We start from the raw sequence: 18,060 nt of genomic DNA, 5'->3' as shown, positions 1-18,060 counted from the left end.
CGCCGGCAAGGGGGGAGGGACCCGGTCGGCACCGGCCCCCGGACGAGTTCTAGGGTCGGTTCCCGGGCCCGGTCGACCCACCCCGTCTCGGCCACAGCAACTTCACATCGGAAGCGAGATTTCACCACCGTGACTGCTCTCACTCTCAGCACCGCCGCGGTGCCCGGCCTGCGGGCCGACGCCATCGTGATCGGTGTCGCCAAGGGCTCCGGCTCCAGGTCCGGGCACCTCGTCGTCGCGCCGGGCGCAGAAGCCGTGGACAAGGCGTTCGACGGCCGGCTGGCAGGCGTCCTGGAGACCCTCGGCGCCTCCGGGGCCGAGGGCGAGCTGACGAAGCTGCCCGCCCCGGCCGGCTTCAAGGCGCCGCTCGTGGTGGCGGTGGGCCTGGGCGCGGAGCCCGGCGAGGACGCCGGCTACGACGCCGAGACGCTGCGCCGGGCCGCCGGCACGGCCGCCCGCGCGCTGGCCGGCACCCGCAAGGCCGGCTTCGCTCTCCCCCTCGACGACGCCGGCGCGGTCGGCGCGATCGGCGAGGGCGTGCTGCTCGGCGCCTACGTCTTCGACGCGTACAAGGACAACGGCGCCGACGCCCGGGGCCGGGGCGGCCGGGCCCCGCTGGCCGAGGCCACCCTGCTGGGCGGCAAGCCGCGCGACGCGGCCCACAAGGGCGCCGTCGCCCGCGCCGTCGCGGTCTGCGAGGAGCTGAACCGGGCCCGCGACCTGATCAACACCCCGCCGAACGACCTCACCCCCGAGGCGTTCGCCGCGATCGCGCAGACCGCGGCCAAGGAGCACGGCATCAAGGTGCAGGTGCTCGACGAGAAGGCGCTGACCAAGGGCGGCTACGGCGGCATCCTGGGCGTCGGCGGCGGCTCGGCGGCCGCCCCGCGCCTGGTGAAGCTGTCGTACACGCACTCCAAGGCGGAGAAGAGCCTGGCCTACGTCGGCAAGGGCATCACCTACGACTCCGGCGGCATCTCGCTGAAGCCGGCCGGCCACAACGAGACGATGAAGTGCGACATGAGCGGCGCCGCCGCGGTCTTCGCCGCCGTCGTCGCCGCCGCGCGCCTGGGCCTGCGGGTCAACGTCACCGGCTGGCTGGCGCTGGCCGAGAACATGCCGTCCGGCTCCGCCGTGCGCCCGGGCGACGTGCTGCGCATGTACAGCGGCAAGACCGTCGAGGTGCTCAACACCGACGCCGAGGGCCGGCTGGTGCTCGGCGACGCGCTGTGGGCGGCCTCGCAGGAGCGGCCGGACGCGATCGTGGACGTGGCCACGCTGACCGGCGCGATGGTGCTGGCGCTGGGCCACCGCACCTACGGGATCATGGCCAACGACGACGCGTTCCGCTCCGCGGTGCACGAGGCGGCCGAGGAGGTCGGCGAGCCGGCCTGGCCGATGCCGATGCCGGAGCACCTGCGCAAGGGCATGGACTCCACCGTCGCCGACATCGCGAACATGGGCGAGCGGATGGGCGGCGGCCTGGTCGCCGGGCTGTTCCTGCGGGAGTTCGTGGGCGAGGGCATCACCTGGGCGCACCTGGACATCGCGGGCCCGGCCTTCAACGAGAGCGCCCCGTTCGGGTACACCCCCAAGGGCGGTACGGGCTCCGCGGTGCGGACGCTGGTGCGGCTCGCGGAGCTGACCGCCGCCGGCGACCTGGGCTGAGGCCCGCCCGAGAGCCCTGGGCCGGTCCGGCGGACCGGGCCGGTGACGCGGCGCCGCCCCGGCGCTCCGCGTCACCGGGCGTGATCCGCCGGACCGGCCCCGCGGCGGGCGGCCGGCGTCCGGCCGCCCGCCGTCCGCCGGCGGCCGCGGGGGCCGGCCGCCGGTTCCCCGGGCCCCCGGAGGGGCCGCTTCCGGGGCTTTCACAGGCGAGCGTGTGTTGTCTCACACCACAGCCCCGCGTCTCGATCTCGAGCGACAAGTGCGAAGATGGGGCTCGGCAGGACAGGGCCCCCACCGAAGGGCCGAAGCAAAAAGCGGCCGGACACCAGCCGCCGACCGGTCATCGAGGACCGGCGTGGCGCACATGCATGGAGGACGTGACGTGGCGAACGACGCCAGCACCGTTTTCGACCTAGTGATCCTCGGCGGTGGTAGCGGTGGTTACGCCGCGGCCCTGCGCGGGGCGCAGCTGGGCCTGGACGTCGCCCTGATCGAGAAGGACAAGGTCGGCGGTACCTGCCTGCACCGGGGTTGCATCCCCACCAAGGCCCTGCTGCACGCGGGCGAGATCGCCGACCAGGCCCGCGAGAGCGAGCAGTTCGGTGTCAAGGCCACGTTCGAGGGCATCGACGTACCGGCCGTGCACAAGTACAAGGACGGCGTCATCGCCGGCCTGTACAAGGGCCTGCAGGGTCTCATCGCCTCCCGGAAGGTGACGTACATCGAGGGCGAGGGCCGGCTGTCCTCCCCGACCTCCGTGGACGTCGACGGCCGGCGTGTCCAGGGCCGTCACGTCCTGCTGGCGACCGGCTCCGTGCCGAAGTCGCTGCCGGGCCTGGAGATCGACGGCGACCGGATCATCTCCTCCGACCACGCCCTCGTCCTGGACCGCGTGCCGAAGTCCGCGATCGTCCTCGGCGGCGGCGTCATCGGCGTCGAGTTCGCCTCCGCCTGGAAGTCCTTCGGTACGGACGTCACGGTCATCGAGGGCCTCAAGCACCTCGTCCCGGTCGAGGACGAGAACTCCTCCAAGCTCCTCGAGCGCGCGTTCCGCAAGCGCGGCATCAAGTTCAACCTGGGCACCTTCTTCTCCAAGGCCGAGTACACCCAGGACGGTGTCAAGGTCACCCTCGCCGACGGCAAGGAGTTCGAGGCCGAGCTGCTGCTCGTCGCCGTCGGCCGCGGCCCGGTCTCGCAGGGCCTGGGCTACGAGGAGGCCGGGGTCGCGATGGACCGCGGCTACGTCCTCGTCGACGAGTACATGCGGACCAACGTCCCCACCATCTCGGCGGTCGGCGACCTGGTCCCGACGCTCCAGCTCGCGCACGTCGGCTTCGCCGAGGGCATCCTGGTGGCGGAGCGTCTGGCCGGTCTCAAGACCGTCCCGATCGACTACGACGGCGTGCCGCGGGTGACGTACTGCCACCCCGAGGTCGCCTCCGTGGGCATCACCGAGGCCAAGGCCAAGGAGATCTACGGTGCGGACAAGGTCGTCGCTCTGAAGTACAACCTGGCGGGCAACGGCAGGAGCAAGATCCTGAACACCGCGGGCGAGATCAAGCTCGTGCAGGTCAAGGACGGTGCCGTGGTCGGCGTCCACATGGTCGGCGACCGCATGGGTGAGCAGGTCGGCGAAGCCCAGCTGATCTACAACTGGGAAGCGCTGCCGGCGGAGGTCGCCCAGCTCATCCACGCCCACCCGACGCAGAACGAGGCGATGGGCGAGGCCCACCTGGCCCTGGCCGGCAAGCCCCTCCACTCCCACGACTGAGCCTTCGGTCAACGGAACGCGACGACACAGACTTCCGCAACTCGTAAGGAGCAACCGAAACCATGGCGGTTTCCGTAACCCTTCCGGCGCTCGGTGAGAGCGTCACCGAGGGCACTGTCACCCGCTGGCTGAAGGCCGAGGGCGAGCGCGTCGAGGCCGACGAGCCGCTGCTCGAGGTCTCGACCGACAAGGTCGACACCGAGATCCCCTCCCCCGCCGCCGGCGTGCTGGCCTCCATCAAGGTCGCCGAGGACGAGACCGTCGAGGTCGGCGCCGAGCTGGCCGTCATCGACGACGGCACGGGCGCGCCCGCTGCCACCCAGGCCCCGGCCGCCGAGGAGGTGGCCCCCGCGGCCCCCGAGCCGGCCCCGCAGGCCCAGCCGTCCACCGAGCAGGAGGCTCCGGCCCCCGCTCCCACCGCCGAGGCCGCGTCCGGCGGCGGTTCCGCCGAGGGCACGGACGTGGTCCTGCCCGCGCTCGGCGAGTCCGTCACCGAGGGCACCGTCACCCGCTGGCTGAAGCAGGTCGGCGACTCCGTCGAGGCCGACGAGCCGCTGCTCGAGGTCTCCACGGACAAGGTCGACACCGAGATCCCGGCGCCCACCTCCGGTGTGCTGCTGGAGATCACCGTCGGTGAGGACGAGACCGCCGAGGTCGGCGCCAAGCTCGCCGTCATCGGTGCCCCGGGTGCCGCCCCGGCCGCCCCCGCGGCTCCGGCCGCCCCGGCGCCCGCCGAGGCCCCGGCCCCGGCCCCCGCCGCCGAGACCCCGGCCGCCCCCGCGGCGCCCGCGGCCCCGGCAGCTCCCGCCGCCCCGGCCCCGGCCCCGGCCCCGCAGGCGCCGACGGCCCCGGCTCCGCAGCAGCAGACGACCCCGGCGCCCGAGCCGGTGCCGTCCGCTCCGGCTCCCGCTCCCGCTCCGGCCGCGGCCCCGGCCGCCGCTCCCGCCGCCGCCCAGGCGTCGGACGACGGCGCGTACGTGACCCCGCTGGTGCGCAAGCTCGCCGCGGAGAACGGCGTCGACCTGGCCGGTGTCAAGGGCACCGGCGTGGGCGGGCGCATCCGCAAGCAGGACGTCATCGCCGCCGCCGAGGCCGCGAAGGCCGCTGCCGCCGCCCCGGCCCCGGCCGCCGCCGCGCCGGCCGCCGCCAGGAAGGCCCCGGCCCTGGAGGCCTCGCCGCTGCGTGGCCAGACCGTCAAGATGACCCGCATCCGCAAGGTCATCGGCGACAACATGGTCAAGGCGCTGCACGAGCAGGCGCAGCTGTCGTCGGTCGTCGAGGTCGACGTCACGCGCCTGATGAAGCTGCGCAACCGGGCGAAGGACTCCTTCGCGGCCCGCGAGGGCGTCAAGCTCTCCCCGATGCCGTTCTTCGTCAAGGCCGCCGCCCAGGCGCTGAAGGCCCACCCGGTCGTCAACGCCCGGATCAACGAGGCCGAGGGCACGATCACCTACTTCGACACCGAGAACGTCGGTATCGCGGTGGACTCCGAGAAGGGCCTGATGACCCCGGTCATCAAGCACGCCGGCGACCTCAACCTGGCCGGCATCGCCAAGGCCACGGCCGAGCTGGCGGGCAAGGTCCGGGGCAACAAGATCACCCCGGACGAGCTGTCCGGCGCGACCTTCACCATCTCCAACACCGGCTCGCGCGGCGCGCTCTTCGACACGATCATCGTGCCGCCGAACCAGGTCGCGATCCTCGGCATCGGTGCCACGGTCAAGCGTCCGGCCGTCATCGAGACCGAGGAGGGCACGGTCATCGGCGTCCGCGACATGACCTACCTGACCCTCTCCTACGACCACCGTCTGGTGGACGGCGCCGACGCGGCCCGTTACCTGTCGACGGTCAAGTCGATCCTGGAGGCGGGCGAGTTCGAGGTCGAGCTGGGGCTGTGACCCCCGCCCGCGCCCTCGGTCGCTGACGAAGCTGCACGGCGCCCCCGTCCGGAACCCTCCGGGCGGGGGCGCCGCGTGCGTCCGGCCGCCACCGCGTGTAAGCCTCGTCTCACCTGCGGGAAAGCTCCCCCGTGCGCCCCTCCCGCGCGGCGCTGCGGCCTTATTGTCTAAACGTCACACGCCCCCGGGGGCCGGAGGGCCTCTCCCTAAGGAGCTTCCATGACCGCGCCCGTCGTCCACTCGCTGCGCGAACAGATCCGCGAGCACATCGTGGAGGGAATCGTCAGCGGCCGCTGGAAGCCGGGCGAGCGCATCGTGGAGCGGCGCATCGCGACCGAGCTGGAGGTCAGCCAGACGCCGGTGCGGGAGGCGCTGCGGGAGCTGGAGTCGCTGCGGCTGATCGAGTCGGCGCCGAACAAGGGCGTGCGGGTGCGCAACCTGACGGCGGCCGACCTGGAGGAGAGCTACCCGGTGCGGGCCGGTCTGGAGGCCATCGCGGCCGAGCTGGCGGCCGACCGGCTGGCCGGTGACTGCTCGGCCCTGGAGCCGCACGTCAGCGCCCTGTACGAGGCCGACCGCGACGCCGACGGCACCGCCCAGGTCCGGCACACCGTGGGCTTCCACCGCGAGCTGGTCCGCGCGGCCGGCAACTCGGTGCTGCTGCACACCTGGGAGGGCCTGGGCATCGAGGTCTTCACCGCCCTGTCCATCCGCTGGCTGGGCACGGTGCAGCAGTCGTACGCCGAGGAGCACCAGGAGCTGGTGGAGGCGTTCAAGCGGCGCGACCCCCGCATCCCCGAGCTGGTGAAGGCCCACGTGCTGGGCTGCGCACCGCGCGCGTAGCCGTCGCCGCAGCCGAGCGTGCTGCCGCTCAGACGCGTCCCTCACCTGCGGAAACCGGACCAAAAGCCGCTCTTGACGCGGCACCCGGTGCCTCGCCGCGGGGCACCCTGTGCCGAGTTTCTCGGAATCGAGAGGTTTTGGCCCTCAACCCTTTGATCGATCATCGATCAGGGAGTTACAGTCGCCGACGGACCCGGGACGCACGTCGCACACCGACACCGCATCCGGGTCCGTCCGCCCTGTCCTGCCAAAGACAAAGGGCACCCCCGAACCCCTTGACGACGAGGGAACCCCCTTCGACTGAGGAAGGCGGCGACATGACCGACCCCCACGCCATCCGGCCGAGCGCGCTCGACCAGCTCCCCGACCGCGACCCGGAGGAGACCGCCGAATGGCAGGCCTCCCTCGACGCCGTCGCCCGGGAGGCCGGGCCGCACCGCGCCGCGTACCTGATGCGGCGCACGCTGGAGCGGGCCGAGGCGGGCGGCGTCGCGCTGCCGAAGCTCCTCGAGACCGACTACGTCAACACCATCCCCACCGCCGCCGAGCCGGGCGTGCCCGGTGACGAGGCGATGGAGAACCGGATCACCGCCTGGAACCGCTGGAACGCGGCCGCGATGGTCACCCGGGGCGCGAAGCACGGCGTCGGCGGCCACATCGCCACCTTCGCCTCCGCGGCCTGGCTCTACGAGACCGGCTTCAACCACTTCTTCAAGGGCAAGGAGTCCCCGGAGGCCGACGGCTCCGGCGACCAGCTCTACATCCAGGGCCACGCCTCCCCCGGCATCTACGCCCGGGCCTTCCTCGACGGCCGGCTCACCGAGGCGCACCTGGACAACTTCCGCCAGGAGTCCGGCGGCAACGGCCTGCCCTCGTACCCGCACCCGCGCCGGCTGCCCTGGCTGTGGGAGTTCCCGACGGTGTCGATGGGCCTCGGCCCGCTGTCCGCGATCTACCAGGCGCGCTTCAACCGCTACCTCACCAACCGCGGCATCAAGGACGTCTCCGCCTCGCACGTGTGGGCCTTCCTCGGCGACGGTGAGATGGACGAGCCGGAGTCGACCGCGGCCCTCGCGCTCGCCGCCCGTGAGGAGCTGGACAACCTCACCTTCGTCATCAACTGCAACCTCCAGCGCCTCGACGGCCCCGTACGCGCCAACTTCAAGATCGTGCAGGAGCTGGAGGCCCAGTTCCGCGGCGCCGGCTGGAACGTCGTCAAGACGCTGTGGGGCACCGCCTGGGACGAGCTGTTCCGCCTCGACACCACCGGCGCGCTGGTACGCCGGCTGCGCCAGGTACCGGACGCGCAGATCCAGACGTACCAGACCCGGGACGCCGCCTACATCCGCCAGGACTTCTTCGGCGCCGACCCGGCGCTGGTGGAGATGGCGAAGCTGCTGAGCGACGACACGATCCTGGAGTGCTTCCACCTCTCCCGCGGCGGTCACGAGGCCCGCAAGGTCTACGCGGCCTACCGGGCGGCCGTCTCCCACAAGGGCGCGCCGACGGTGATCCTGGCCCAGACGGTCAAGGGCCACACCCTGGGCGAGGGCTTCGCGTCGAAGAACGCCAACCACCAGATGAAGAAGCTCTCGGTGGACGAGTTCAAGGCCATGCGGGACCTGCTGGAGCTGCCCATCAAGGACAGCGACTTCGTGGACGGCGTGGTGCCCTACGGCCACCCGGGCGCCGACTCCCCCGAGGTGCGCTACCTCCAGGAGCGCCGCGCGGCCCTCGGCGGCCCCGCCCCGGCCCGCCGCGTGCACCCGGTCGCCCCGCTGCCGGCCCCGGCCGACAAGGCCTTCGCCGCCTTCGACAAGGGCTCCGGTTCCCAGAGCGTGGCCACCACCATGGCCTTCGTCCGGCTGATCAAGGACCTGGTGCGGGACAAGGAGACCGGCCGGCGCTGGGTGCCGATCGTCCCCGACGAGGCGCGCACCTTCGGCATGGAGAGCCTCTTCCCGTCCCTGGGCATCTACTCGCCCAAGGGCCAGACGTACGAGCCGGTCGACCGCGACCAGCTGATGTACTACAAGGAGGCCACCAACGGCCAGATCCTCAACGAGGGGATCACCGAGGCCGGTTCGATGGCCGACTTCATCGCCGCTTCGACGTCGTACGCGACGCACGGCGAGGCGATGATCCCGTTCTACATCTTCTACTCGATGTTCGGCTGGCAGCGCACGGCCGACCAGATGTGGCAGCTCGGCGACCAGCTCGGCCGCGGCTTCCTGGTCGGCGCCACCGCGGGCCGCACCACCCTCACGGGCGAGGGTTTGCAGCACGCCGACGGCCACTCCCCGGTCATCGCCGCGACCAACCCGGCGGCGCTGACGTACGACCCGGCCTTCGCCTACGAGGTCGCGGCGATCGTCAAGGACGGTCTGCGCCGGATGTACGGCGCGGCGGCCCCGGACGAGGACCCGAACGTCTTCTACTACCTGACCGTCTACAACGAGCCCATGCCGCAGCCGGCCAAGCCGTCCGCGCCCGGCGTCGACGAGGGCATCGTCAAGGGCCTGTACCGCTTCAACACGGCGGAGTCGGCCGGTGCGGCCCCGGCGGCCGACGCCCCGCGCATCCAGCTGCTGGGCTCCGGCACGGCGATCCACTGGGTGCTCCAGGCGCAGCGGATGCTGGCGGCGGACTGGGGGGTGGCGGCCGACGTGTGGTCCGCGACCTCCTTCACGGAGCTGCGCCGCGACGCGCTGGAGGCCGACGCCGCCCTGCTGCGCGGCGAGGAGCGGGTGCCGTTCGTGCGCCGGGCGCTCCAGGGTGCCGAGGGCCCGGTGCTGGCCGTGACCGACTACATGCGCCAGGTCCCGGACCAGATCGCGCAGTGGGTCGAGCAGGACTGGTCCTCGCTGGGCGCCGACGGCTTCGGCCTGTCGGACACCCGTGCGGCGGCCCGCCGCCACTTCGGTGTCGACGCCGAGTCGGTCGTGGTCGCGGCCCTGGCCCAGCTCGCCCGGCGCGGCGAGGTCAAGGCGACGGCCGTGAAGGAAGCGCGGGAGAAGTACGGGCTGTAAGCGGTACGGGCTGTGAGCCCGCGGCACGGCCCCTGGGGCCCTGAGGGGGTACGGCGTCTCGCCGTGCCCCCTCGTCGTCGTCCGCGCGGGCGGCGCGGCCGGGCGGGGCGCGCCGCCGGGCCGAGGACCCGGGCGGGGGCCCGGGCCCGGCTCGGTAACGATCCGCCGCACTCCGCCGCACTCCGCGTGCGCCCCGCACCCGCAGGGCCGATGCTGGACCCGTGATGGACGAGACGGAGTTCTGGGAGCTGGTGGACACCACCCGCGAGGCCGCCGAGGGGGACCCGGAGGAGCAGGCCGACCTGCTCGTGGCACGCCTGCTCGAGCTGGACCCGGACATGGTCCTGGACTTCGCCCGTCACTTCGAGGCCCGCTACAACCGGGCCTACCGCTGGGACCTGTGGGCGGCCGCCTCGATCCTGCTGGACGGCGCGAGCGACGACGCGTTCGACTTCTTCCGGTGCTGGCTGATCGCCCAGGGCCGCGAGGTGTTCGAGGGCGCCCTGCACGACCCGGACTCGCTGGCCGACCTGCTGGACGACTTCGACGAGGAGATCGACGGCGACGCCGAGGAGCTGGGCTACGCGGCCGACGAGGCCTACGAGCAGCTGACCGGCACCGTCGCCCCCGACCTGGGCATCGCCCCGGCGCCCGCCGAGCCGGAGGGCACGCCCGTCGACTTCGAGAGCGAGGCGGCGCTCGCGGAGCGCTGTCCCAAGCTGTGGCAGCGCTTCCGGGAGTGAGCGCGGCGCCCCTCACCCGGCCGCGGGACCGCCCCGCCGCCGGGCCTTGGCCCCTGCCCTTGATGTGCGGTGTGCCACCCGGTGGAACCATCGTCCCGGTCCGGGGCGTTTGCGGGGTACCCGCACGGGTGGCCGGTCCGCCGTGCGCCGCGCGCGGGTCCGGTCGCACGCGGGCACGGCTGATCACCGGGCCGGTCCCGCCCGTACTGAGGGGTGCCCGTACCGAGGGCTGAGAGAGGCGGCCGCGTGAACCTGTTCGACCTGCTGCTCGCGCTCGTGGTCCTCGGCTGTGCGGCGTCCGGGTACCGCCGCGGGCTGGTGGCCGGGTGCGTGTCCCTCGCGGGGTTCGCGGGCGGCGCGGCCGCCGGGGTGTGGGCGCTGCCGTGGGTGACGGGCCTGGCGGCGCGCGGGTCGGCGGCGGCGACGGCGGCCGCGGTGGCGGCGGTGCTGGTGCCGGCGGTGGCCGGGCACGAGCTGGCGGGGCGGCTGGCGCGGCGGCTGCGGCGGCGCCTGGACCGGGCGGCGCCGGGTCCGCTGCGGGTGGCGGACGGGCTGGGCGGGGCGCTGGCCAACGCGGTCGCGGTGCTGCTGGTGGCCTGGGTCGCGGCGAGCGTGCTGGGCGCGGCCTCCGCACCGGCGCTGACGGCCCCGGTGCGGGACTCGGCGCTGCTCGGTGCGGTGCAGCGGACGATGCCCTCGACCACCCCGGCCTGGTTCTCGCGGGCCACCTCCGCGCTCACCGAGGCGGGCTTCCCGCAGGTCTTCGACCCGTTCGAGAGCGAGTCGGCGGCCCGGGTGCCCCGGCCCTCGGGCGACAGTGTCACGCCCGGTGCGCGCGCGGCGGCCGAGCACAGCTCGGTGAAGATCGAGGGCGTCGCGGGCGCGGAGGGCCGTGAGGGCAGCGGGTTCGTGTACGCGCCGCAGCGGGTGATGACCAACGCGCACGTGGTGGCGGGCATCGACGCGCCGAGCGTGCGGGTGGGCGGGGTCGGGCGGCCGTACCCGGCGCGGGTGGTGCTGTTCGACGCGGAGCGGGACGTGGCGGTGCTGTACGTGCCGGGTCTGAGCGCGCCGGTGCTGCGCTTCGAGGCCGGTGCCGAGCGCGGGGACCCGGCGGTGGTGGCCGGCTATCCGCAGGACGGCGGCCTCGATCTGCAGGCGGCCACGGTGGCCGGCCGGATGCGGGCGACGGGCCGGAACATCTACAACGACGCCACGGTCACCCGCGAGATCTACTCGATACGGTCGACCGTGCTGCCCGGCAACTCCGGCGGCCCGCTGCTGACCACCGGGGGGCGGGTGTTCGGCGTGGTCTTCGCCCGCTCCACGTCCGACGCCGAGACGGGATACGTGCTGACGGCGGCCGAGGTGGCCCCCGACGCGTCACGGGCGGCCCGGGCGACCGAACCGGTGGACACCGGGGACCTGCTCACGTCCTGAACGGGCGCGCCCGGTGCCCGCCTACAGCGAGCGGCCCATCAGCACGTCGTCGACGTACGTCCCCTCGATCAGGAACTCCTGCGGCAGCACGCCCTCGACGGTGAACCCCTCGGCCGCGTAGAGCGCGCGGGCGGGCGTGTTGTGGCCGAGCACCCGCAGCGTCAGCCGCCGGGCGCCGCGCCGGCGGGCCTCCTCGGCGGCGGCGCGCAGCAGGGCCCGGCCGACGCCCCTGCCGCGGGCCTCCTCGGCGACGGCGAGGCCCTGGATCTGGCGGACGTGCGCGTTCACGGCGAGCGGGGTGGGCAGGGCGAGCCGGAGGTAGCCGACGACGTGCCCGTCGAGTTCGGCGACGAGGTGGTCCTCGGCCCGGTGGCCGTCGTCGAAGAAGGGCGGGTACGGCGGCCGCGGCCGGGGCGTGACCGCGTGCAGCCGGGACCAGGTGGCGCGGTCGAGCCGGCCCAGCTCCTCCTCGTCGTCGGGCAGGGCGGTGCGTATGTGCGGGTGCGGCATGACGGCAGCCTACGTCGGCGGGGCAGCGGAGTCCTGACGGTTTTCCGGGGGCGGCGGCGTCATGATGGCGGCATGGAACCTAGGCGAATCGCGGTGGCCGGCGCGTCCGGTCTGATCGGCAGCGCTCTGGTGCGGTCCCTGACCGCCGACGGGCACCGGGTGGTGCGGCTGGTACGCCGGGCGCCCCGGGGCACGGACGAGGTGCGCTGGGACCCCGAGCGGGGGTCGGTGGACGCGGCCGGGCTGGCAGGCTGCGCGGCCGTGGTGAACCTGGCCGGGGCCGGGATCGGCGACCGGCGCTGGACCGAGGAGTACAAGCGCCGTATCCGCGACAGCCGGGTGCGGGGCACCGCGGCGCTGGCCGAGGCGGTCGCCGCCCTGGACGAGCCGCCGCGGGTCTTCGTCAACGGCAGCGCCATGGGCATCTACGGCGACACCGGCGACCGGGTCGTCGACGAGGACGCGCCGCCCGGTGACGGCTTCCTGCCCTCGGTGTGCGTGGCGTGGGAAGCGGCGGCGGAGCCGGTCGCGCGGGCGGGCGTGCGGACGGTGTTCCTGCGCACGGGGCTGGTGGTGGCCCGGGGCGGCGGGGCCTGGGGCAAGCTGTTCCCGCTGTTCCGGGCGGGGCTGGGCGGGCGGCTGGGCGACGGGCGGCAGTACTGGTCGTTCATCGCGCTGCACGACGAGGTCGCCGCGATCCGGCACCTGCTGGACACCGAAGGGCTGTCGGGGCCGTTCAACCTGACCGCCCCGCGGCCGCTGACGAACCGTGAGATCACCGAGGCGATGGCCCGGGTGCTGCACCGGCCGGCCCTGCTGCCGGTGCCCGCGCCGGTGCTGCGGGCGGCGCTGGGCGAGATGGCCGGGGACGTGCTGGGCAGTCAGCGGGTGGTGCCCAAGCGGCTGCTGGAGTCGGGGTTCACCTTTGCGTTCCCGGGGATCGAGGACGCCGTCCGTGCCGCCTGACGTACTCCTGTGACCGAATGCGACCGCTGTGCGACCGTGCCCTGTGCATGCGCGACTGCCGTTGACCGATTGCGGCCCTAACCTCGACCCGAACTCGGGTATCCGTGGAGCCGGTTGGGGGCATCACGTCTCCACCGGCCGCGCAACCACAGGAGGGGCCTCGTGCTTGAGCCCGCGTACCAGGTGGACGTCGTCATCGTGGGAGCCGGGATCGCCGGCCTCTCGGCGGCTCATCGGCTGAACAGCGCAGGAGTCACGACCACAGTCCTCGAGGCGGCCCCGTGGGTGGGCGGCCGCATGTCGACCGACAAGGTCGACGGTTTCCGGCTGGACCGGATCGGACAGCTGCTGTCCACCTCCTTCCCGGAACTGCGCCGCGCCCCGGGGCTCGGCGGCCTGGTGCTGCGGTGCTTCGCCCCGGGTGTGCTGCTGCACCGCGACGGGCGCACGCACCGGACGGGTGCGCCGGCGGGCGGAGGAAGCGCCAGGGGCGCACTGCACGTGGTGCGCGCCTTGGCGAGCGCCCCCAGGGGCTCGGCCGCGTCGCCCGCGCGCTCCGGCGCCCCGGTGGGCGGCGCCGTCGACCAGGCCCGTCTCGGCACCGCCCTGGGCCGGATCGCCGCCACCCCTGTGGAGCGGCTGCTGGCCCGCCCGGAACTGCCCGCCGCGCGGGCGCTGGCCGAGCGCGGGGTGCCCGCCCGCACGATCGAGGGCTTCCTGCGTCCGCTGCTGGCAGCCCTGCTGTGCGACCCGGAGCTGACCACGTCCAGCCGCTGCGCCGACCTGGCGCTGCGCTCCTTCGCCGGCGGCCGGCTGTGCGTCCCGGAGGGCGGCGCCGAGGCGCTGCCCGAACTGCTCGCCCGGCGGCTGCCGCCGGGGACCGTGCGCACCGGGGTGCGGGTGACCTCGGTGTCCACCACCTCGGTGACCACCGCCGAGCACGGCCGCATCCGCTGCCGCGCGGTGCTGCTCGCGACCGACGCGCGGGCCGCCGCCGAGCTGCTGCCGGGGCTGCGGGTGCCGGACTTCCACCCGGTGACGGTGGTCCACCACACCACCGACGAGCCCGCCCCCGCCCTGGCGGCCGGCTCCTGCCTGCTGCTGGACGCCGACCGCGGCGGTCCGGTCGCGCACACCGCGGTGCTCAGCAACGTCGACCCGAGCCGGGCGCCCGCCGGCCGGGTGCTCATCGCCTCGACCGTGCTCGGCACCCCGCCCGGCGACGTCGACACCGCCGTGCGCATCCACCTCTCCCGGCTGTACGGCACCTCCACGCGCCGCTGGGAGACCTTGGCGGTGCACCACACCCCGGAGGCGGTGCCCGCCATGCGGCCGCCGCACGACCTGCGCCGCCCGGTGCGCCTGCTGGCCGGGCTGTACGTGTGCGGCGACCACCGCGACACCAGCACCGTCCAGGGCGCCCTGCACTCGGCCCACCGCGCCGCCTCGGCCGTCCTCGGCGACCTGGGCGCGGCGGGCTCCCTGCACCGGGCGGAACCGCTGCCGCGGGCGGCCTGAACGGCCGGGAGCGGGGAGCCGCCGGGCCCGGTGCGGCGCCGCCGCGGGGCCTCAGCCGAGGGCCGCCACCTTGTCCCGGTAGCCGCGCACCGGCGCCGCGTCCTTGTACGGCTCCAGCCGGCGCTCGAAGTCCCGGACGTACTCGACCGCCCGGACCGAGCGCATCTGGGCCGCCTGCCCGGCCGCCTCCGCGCCCAGGGCGCAGGCCTGGTCGAGTTCGCCCAGGCCGAGGCGGGCGGTGGCGAGGACGACCCGGCAGAACAGCCGGCTGCGGGCGTAGGCGGGGGCGCGCAGCTGGAGGGAGCGTTCGGCGTGCTGGGCGGCGGCCCGGAACTGCTGGAGGTCCCGGTGGCAGTGCCCCAGCTCGTCGGCGAGCTGGGCCTCGTCGAAGAACCGGGCCCAGTACGGCACGTCGTCCCCGGGCCGGGCGACCTCCAGGGCGCGCTCGGCGCGGACCAGTGCCCCGGTGCACGCCCGCACCTCCCCGAGCACCCCGTGCGCCCGCGCCTCCGCGGAGTGCAGCAGCGCCTGCACCACCGGCGGTGCGTTGGTGCCCACCCCCTGCTGGGCCACCCGGGCCAGCTGGACGGCCTCACGGCCGTGCCCGAGGTAGACGGCCTGCCGGCTCATGGTGACCAGCACGTAGGAGCCGTAGGCCCGGTCCCCGGCCGCCTGGGCGAGCCGCAGGGCCTGCACGAAGTAGCGCTGCGCCAGACCGTGCGCGGCGATGTCGTACGAGGTCCAGCCGGCGAGCCGGGTGAGGTCGGCGGCCGCCGCGAACAGCCGGCGGCCGGTCTGCTCGCCGTACGTGCCGCGCAGCATCGGCTCGCACTCGTGCTCCAGGTAGCGCACCAGGGCCTGGCGGGCGTGGCCGCCGCCGTAGGTGTCGTCGAGGGTGCGGAACAGCTCGCCGACGGAGCGCAGCGCCGCGATGTCGCCGGTGCCGACCCGGTGCCCGGGGGCCCGGTCGGCGGGGCCGCGCAGGCGCGGCGGGGCGGGACCGTCGGCCTGGGCCGGGACGCGCGGGGCGGCGGGCCGTGCCTGGGCGGGCACCCGGGCGGGCGGCTCGCCGCGGGCGACCCGGTCGTCGGCGCGGCCGATCAGCCAGTCCCGGCTGGGCACCACGAGCCCGGCCGGGGTGAAGGCGATCTTGCGCAGTTCGGCGTGGCTGCCGGAGTCCTTGCGCCACAGGCCGCTGACGATGTCGACGGCCTCCTCCGGGGTGGCGGCGAACTCCAGCCCGGCGTAGACCGGGGCGCAGGCGTCCAGGCCGAGGTCCTGGGCGGTGAGCCGGCGGCCGAGCCGGCGGGTGAACACCTCGGCGATGAGGGCGGGCGTGGTGCCGCGGGGCTGCTGGCCGCGCAGCCACCGGGTCACGGAGGTCTTGTCGTATCTGAGGTCCAGCCCGTGCTCCAGACCGAGCTGGTCGACGCGGCGCGCCAGACCCGCGTTGGAGAACCCCGCTTCGGCGATGAGCGCGGCGAGCTGGCGGTTGGGGGTGCGCTGCGCGGGTCGGTCCGTCATCTGCGGTGCGGTCTCCTGCCTTCCGGGCCGATGTGCCCGGATTGCCTGTGAGCAGCCCTTATGGCCTCATGGACGGCGCGAATGTAGCGGAGAGTGAGCAGCTCGTCGCACGCTCCGTCGTTCATTCATCCGATCGTGTGAGAATTGACCGCGCGGCTGACGTCCCCCGGTCGGACGTACAGTGGCGTGGGCGCCGTACGCGCCTGACACAGCCGTCGTCGAGGGAGGCGCTTGCCGTGAGTGGATTGCGGTTCGTCCGGATGGGGTTCGGCGCGGACGCCGTCGACTACCAGGAGGCCTGGGACGAGCAGCGCCGGGTGCACGCCGCCCGGTTCGCCGACGAGGTGCCCGACACCGTCCTGCTGCTGGAGCACCCCCCGGTCTACACGGCGGGCCGCCGCACCGCGGACAGCGAGCGCCCGCTGGACGGCACGCCGGTCATCGACGTCGACCGCGGCGGCAAGATCACCTGGCACGGCCCCGGTCAGCTCGTCGGCTACCCGATCCAGAAGCTGCCGCGCCCGGTCGACGTGGTCGCCCACGTGCGGCGGCTGGAGGAGGCGCTGATCCGCACCTGCGCCGAGTTCGGCCTGGACACCACCCGGGTCGAGGGCCGCAGCGGGGTGTGGGTGCTCGGCGACCCGGTCGAGCAGCGGCCCGCGCTCGGAGGGCTCTCCCTGGACTTCGACCCGCGCCTGCACGACGAGGAGTTCGACCCCCGGCTGAACGGCCCCGAGTACGCCCCGTCCAACGCCGGACAGCGCCGCGAGGACCGCAAGATCGCCGCGATCGGCATCCGGGTCGCCAAGGGCGTCACCATGCACGGCTTCGCGCTCAACGTGAACCCCGACAACAAGTGGTTCGACCGGATCATCCCGTGCGGCATCCGGGACGCCGGCGTCGCCTCCCTCGCGGGCGAGCTGGGCCGGGACGTCACGATCGAGGAGGTGCTGCCGGTGGCCGAGCGGCACCTGCGGGACGTGCTGGAGAACGCGGTGCTCGCACCGCGGGAGATCGTGCGGACCCCGGCCTGACCGGTCCCCCGATCCCGCCCGCACAGCGCCGGGTGGCCATGAAATCGACGGGCGTACTCTTGAGGACGCCGAGGAATCAATTGCTAGGGAGCCGGTCGTGTCCGCAGTCGCACCCGACGGACGCAAGATGCTGCGCCTGGAGGTCCGCAACAGCCAGACCCCCATCGAGCGCAAGCCCGAGTGGATCAAGACCCGGGCGAAAATGGGCCCCGAGTACACGAAGATGCAGAACCTCGTGAAGAGCGAGGGCCTGCACACGGTCTGCCAGGAAGCCGGCTGCCCGAACATCTACGAGTGCTGGGAGGACCGCGAGGCGACCTTCCTCATCGGCGGCGACCAGTGCACCCGGCGCTGCGACTTCTGCCAGATCGACACCGGCAGGCCCGAGGCGCTGGACCGCGACGAGCCGCGCCGGGTGGGCGAGTCCGTGGTCACCATGGACCTGAACTACGCCACCATCACCGGCGTCGCCCGCGACGACCTCGAGGACGGCGGCGCCTGGCTGTACGCGGAGACCGTGCGCCAGATCCACCGGCAGACCGCGGACCGCGAGGGCGGCCGGACCAAGGTGGAGCTGCTCGCCCCCGACTTCAACGCCGTCCCCGAGCTGCTGGCCGAGGTCTTCTCCGCCCGCCCCGAGGTCTTCGCGCACAACGTCGAGACCGTGCCCCGGATCTTCAAGCGCATCCGCCCCGGCTTCCGCTACGAGCGCTCGCTGCGGGTCATCACCGAGGCGCGGGACTTCGGGCTGGTCACCAAGTCCAACCTGATCCTCGGCATGGGCGAGACCCGCGAGGAGGTCAGTGAGGCGCTGCGCCAGCTGCACGACGCGGGCTGCGAGCTGATCACCATCACCCAGTACCTGCGCCCGAGCGTGCGCCACCACCCGGTGGAGCGCTGGGTGAAGCCGCAGGAGTTCGTGGAGCTGAAGGAGGAGGCCGAGGAGATCGGCTTCTCCGGCGTGATGTCCGGCCCGCTGGTGCGCTCGTCCTACCGGGCCGGCCGGCTGTACGGCATGGCGGTGGAACAGCGCCGCTCGGCCGCCCCCGCGCGGGACGGCGCGCAGATCGCCGCCCAGGCCGTGTGAGTTCACACACTGGGAGCTACTGGTCGGTA

General features: G+C 74.1%; 13 protein-coding genes. 11 read left to right on the top strand and 2 right to left on the bottom strand.

Annotated elements, in window-relative coordinates; genetic code table 11:
• The first annotated feature begins 129 nt into the window (after positions 1-129).
• From ACZ6CZ_RS03210 to ACZ6CZ_RS03180, 7 genes are all read left to right on the top strand, one after another.
• Positions 130-1,668, top strand: coding sequence for a leucyl aminopeptidase (locus ACZ6CZ_RS03210; RefSeq protein WP_469013890.1), 1,539 nt, complete (start codon positions 130-132; stop codon positions 1,666-1,668).
• 382 nt (positions 1,669-2,050) lie between these two features.
• Positions 2,051-3,439, top strand: coding sequence for a dihydrolipoyl dehydrogenase (gene lpdA / locus ACZ6CZ_RS03205; RefSeq protein WP_469013889.1), 1,389 nt, complete (start codon positions 2,051-2,053; stop codon positions 3,437-3,439).
• 62 nt (positions 3,440-3,501) lie between these two features.
• Positions 3,502-5,337, top strand: coding sequence for a 2-oxoglutarate dehydrogenase, E2 component, dihydrolipoamide succinyltransferase (gene sucB, locus ACZ6CZ_RS03200; RefSeq protein ID WP_469013887.1), 1,836 nt, complete (start codon positions 3,502-3,504; stop codon positions 5,335-5,337).
• Between the two features lie 219 nt (positions 5,338-5,556).
• Positions 5,557-6,180 carry a GntR family transcriptional regulator gene (locus ACZ6CZ_RS03195; RefSeq protein ID WP_469013886.1) on the top strand — a complete coding sequence of 208 codons (624 nt, stop codon included), beginning with the start codon at positions 5,557-5,559 and terminating at the stop codon, positions 6,178-6,180.
• A 317-nt stretch (positions 6,181-6,497) separates the two neighbouring features.
• Positions 6,498-9,209 carry a pyruvate dehydrogenase (acetyl-transferring), homodimeric type gene (gene aceE, locus ACZ6CZ_RS03190; protein ID WP_469013885.1) on the top strand — a complete coding sequence of 904 codons (2,712 nt, stop codon included), beginning with the start codon at positions 6,498-6,500 and terminating at the stop codon, positions 9,207-9,209.
• Positions 9,210-9,433: 224 nt separating this feature from the next.
• Positions 9,434-9,952, top strand: coding sequence for a DUF4240 domain-containing protein (locus tag ACZ6CZ_RS03185; protein ID WP_469014374.1), 519 nt, complete (start codon positions 9,434-9,436; stop codon positions 9,950-9,952).
• Positions 9,953-10,198: 246 nt separating this feature from the next.
• Entirely contained in the window at positions 10,199-11,392 is a 1,194-nt protein-coding gene (locus ACZ6CZ_RS03180; RefSeq protein ID WP_469013883.1) for a MarP family serine protease, read from the top strand.
• A 21-nt stretch (positions 11,393-11,413) separates the two neighbouring features.
• Here the strand turns inward: ACZ6CZ_RS03180 and ACZ6CZ_RS03175 are convergent, their stop codons facing one another.
• The gene (locus tag ACZ6CZ_RS03175) at positions 11,414-11,902 is read right to left on the bottom strand and encodes a GNAT family N-acetyltransferase (protein WP_469013880.1); all 489 of its coding nucleotides are present in this window, start codon (positions 11,900-11,902) and stop codon (positions 11,414-11,416) included.
• 72 nt (positions 11,903-11,974) lie between these two features.
• Between ACZ6CZ_RS03175 and ACZ6CZ_RS03170 the strand changes: the two genes are divergently transcribed.
• Together ACZ6CZ_RS03170 and ACZ6CZ_RS03165 are read left to right on the top strand one after the other, a co-directional pair.
• On the top strand, positions 11,975-12,868 hold the full coding sequence (locus ACZ6CZ_RS03170) for a TIGR01777 family oxidoreductase (RefSeq protein WP_469013878.1): 894 nt from the start codon (positions 11,975-11,977) through the stop codon (positions 12,866-12,868).
• Between the two features lie 162 nt (positions 12,869-13,030).
• Positions 13,031-14,386: an NAD(P)/FAD-dependent oxidoreductase gene (locus tag ACZ6CZ_RS03165; protein WP_469013876.1), complete on the top strand. Its 1,356-nt coding sequence runs from the start codon at positions 13,031-13,033 to the stop codon at positions 14,384-14,386.
• A gap of 51 nt (positions 14,387-14,437) precedes the next feature.
• Here ACZ6CZ_RS03165 and ACZ6CZ_RS03160 read toward each other — a convergent pair whose 3' ends face one another.
• On the bottom strand, positions 14,438-15,910 hold the full coding sequence (locus ACZ6CZ_RS03160) for a regulator (protein WP_469013874.1): 1,473 nt from the start codon (positions 15,908-15,910) through the stop codon (positions 14,438-14,440).
• A 236-nt stretch (positions 15,911-16,146) separates the two neighbouring features.
• Between ACZ6CZ_RS03160 and lipB the strand changes: the two genes are divergently transcribed.
• Both lipB and lipA read left to right on the top strand, forming a co-directional pair.
• On the top strand, positions 16,147-16,944 hold the full coding sequence (lipB, locus tag ACZ6CZ_RS03155; protein WP_469013872.1) for a lipoyl(octanoyl) transferase LipB: 798 nt from the start codon (positions 16,147-16,149) through the stop codon (positions 16,942-16,944).
• Positions 16,945-17,041: 97 nt separating this feature from the next.
• Positions 17,042-18,031, top strand: coding sequence for a lipoyl synthase (gene lipA, locus ACZ6CZ_RS03150; protein WP_469013871.1), 990 nt, complete (start codon positions 17,042-17,044; stop codon positions 18,029-18,031).
• The last annotated feature ends 29 nt before the right edge of the window (positions 18,032-18,060 follow it).

Source organism: Streptomyces sp. NPDC041135, from assembly GCF_055592085.1.
The sequence above is the reverse complement of the archived record's forward strand: the minus strand, read 5'-3'. Positions and strand labels throughout refer to the sequence as shown.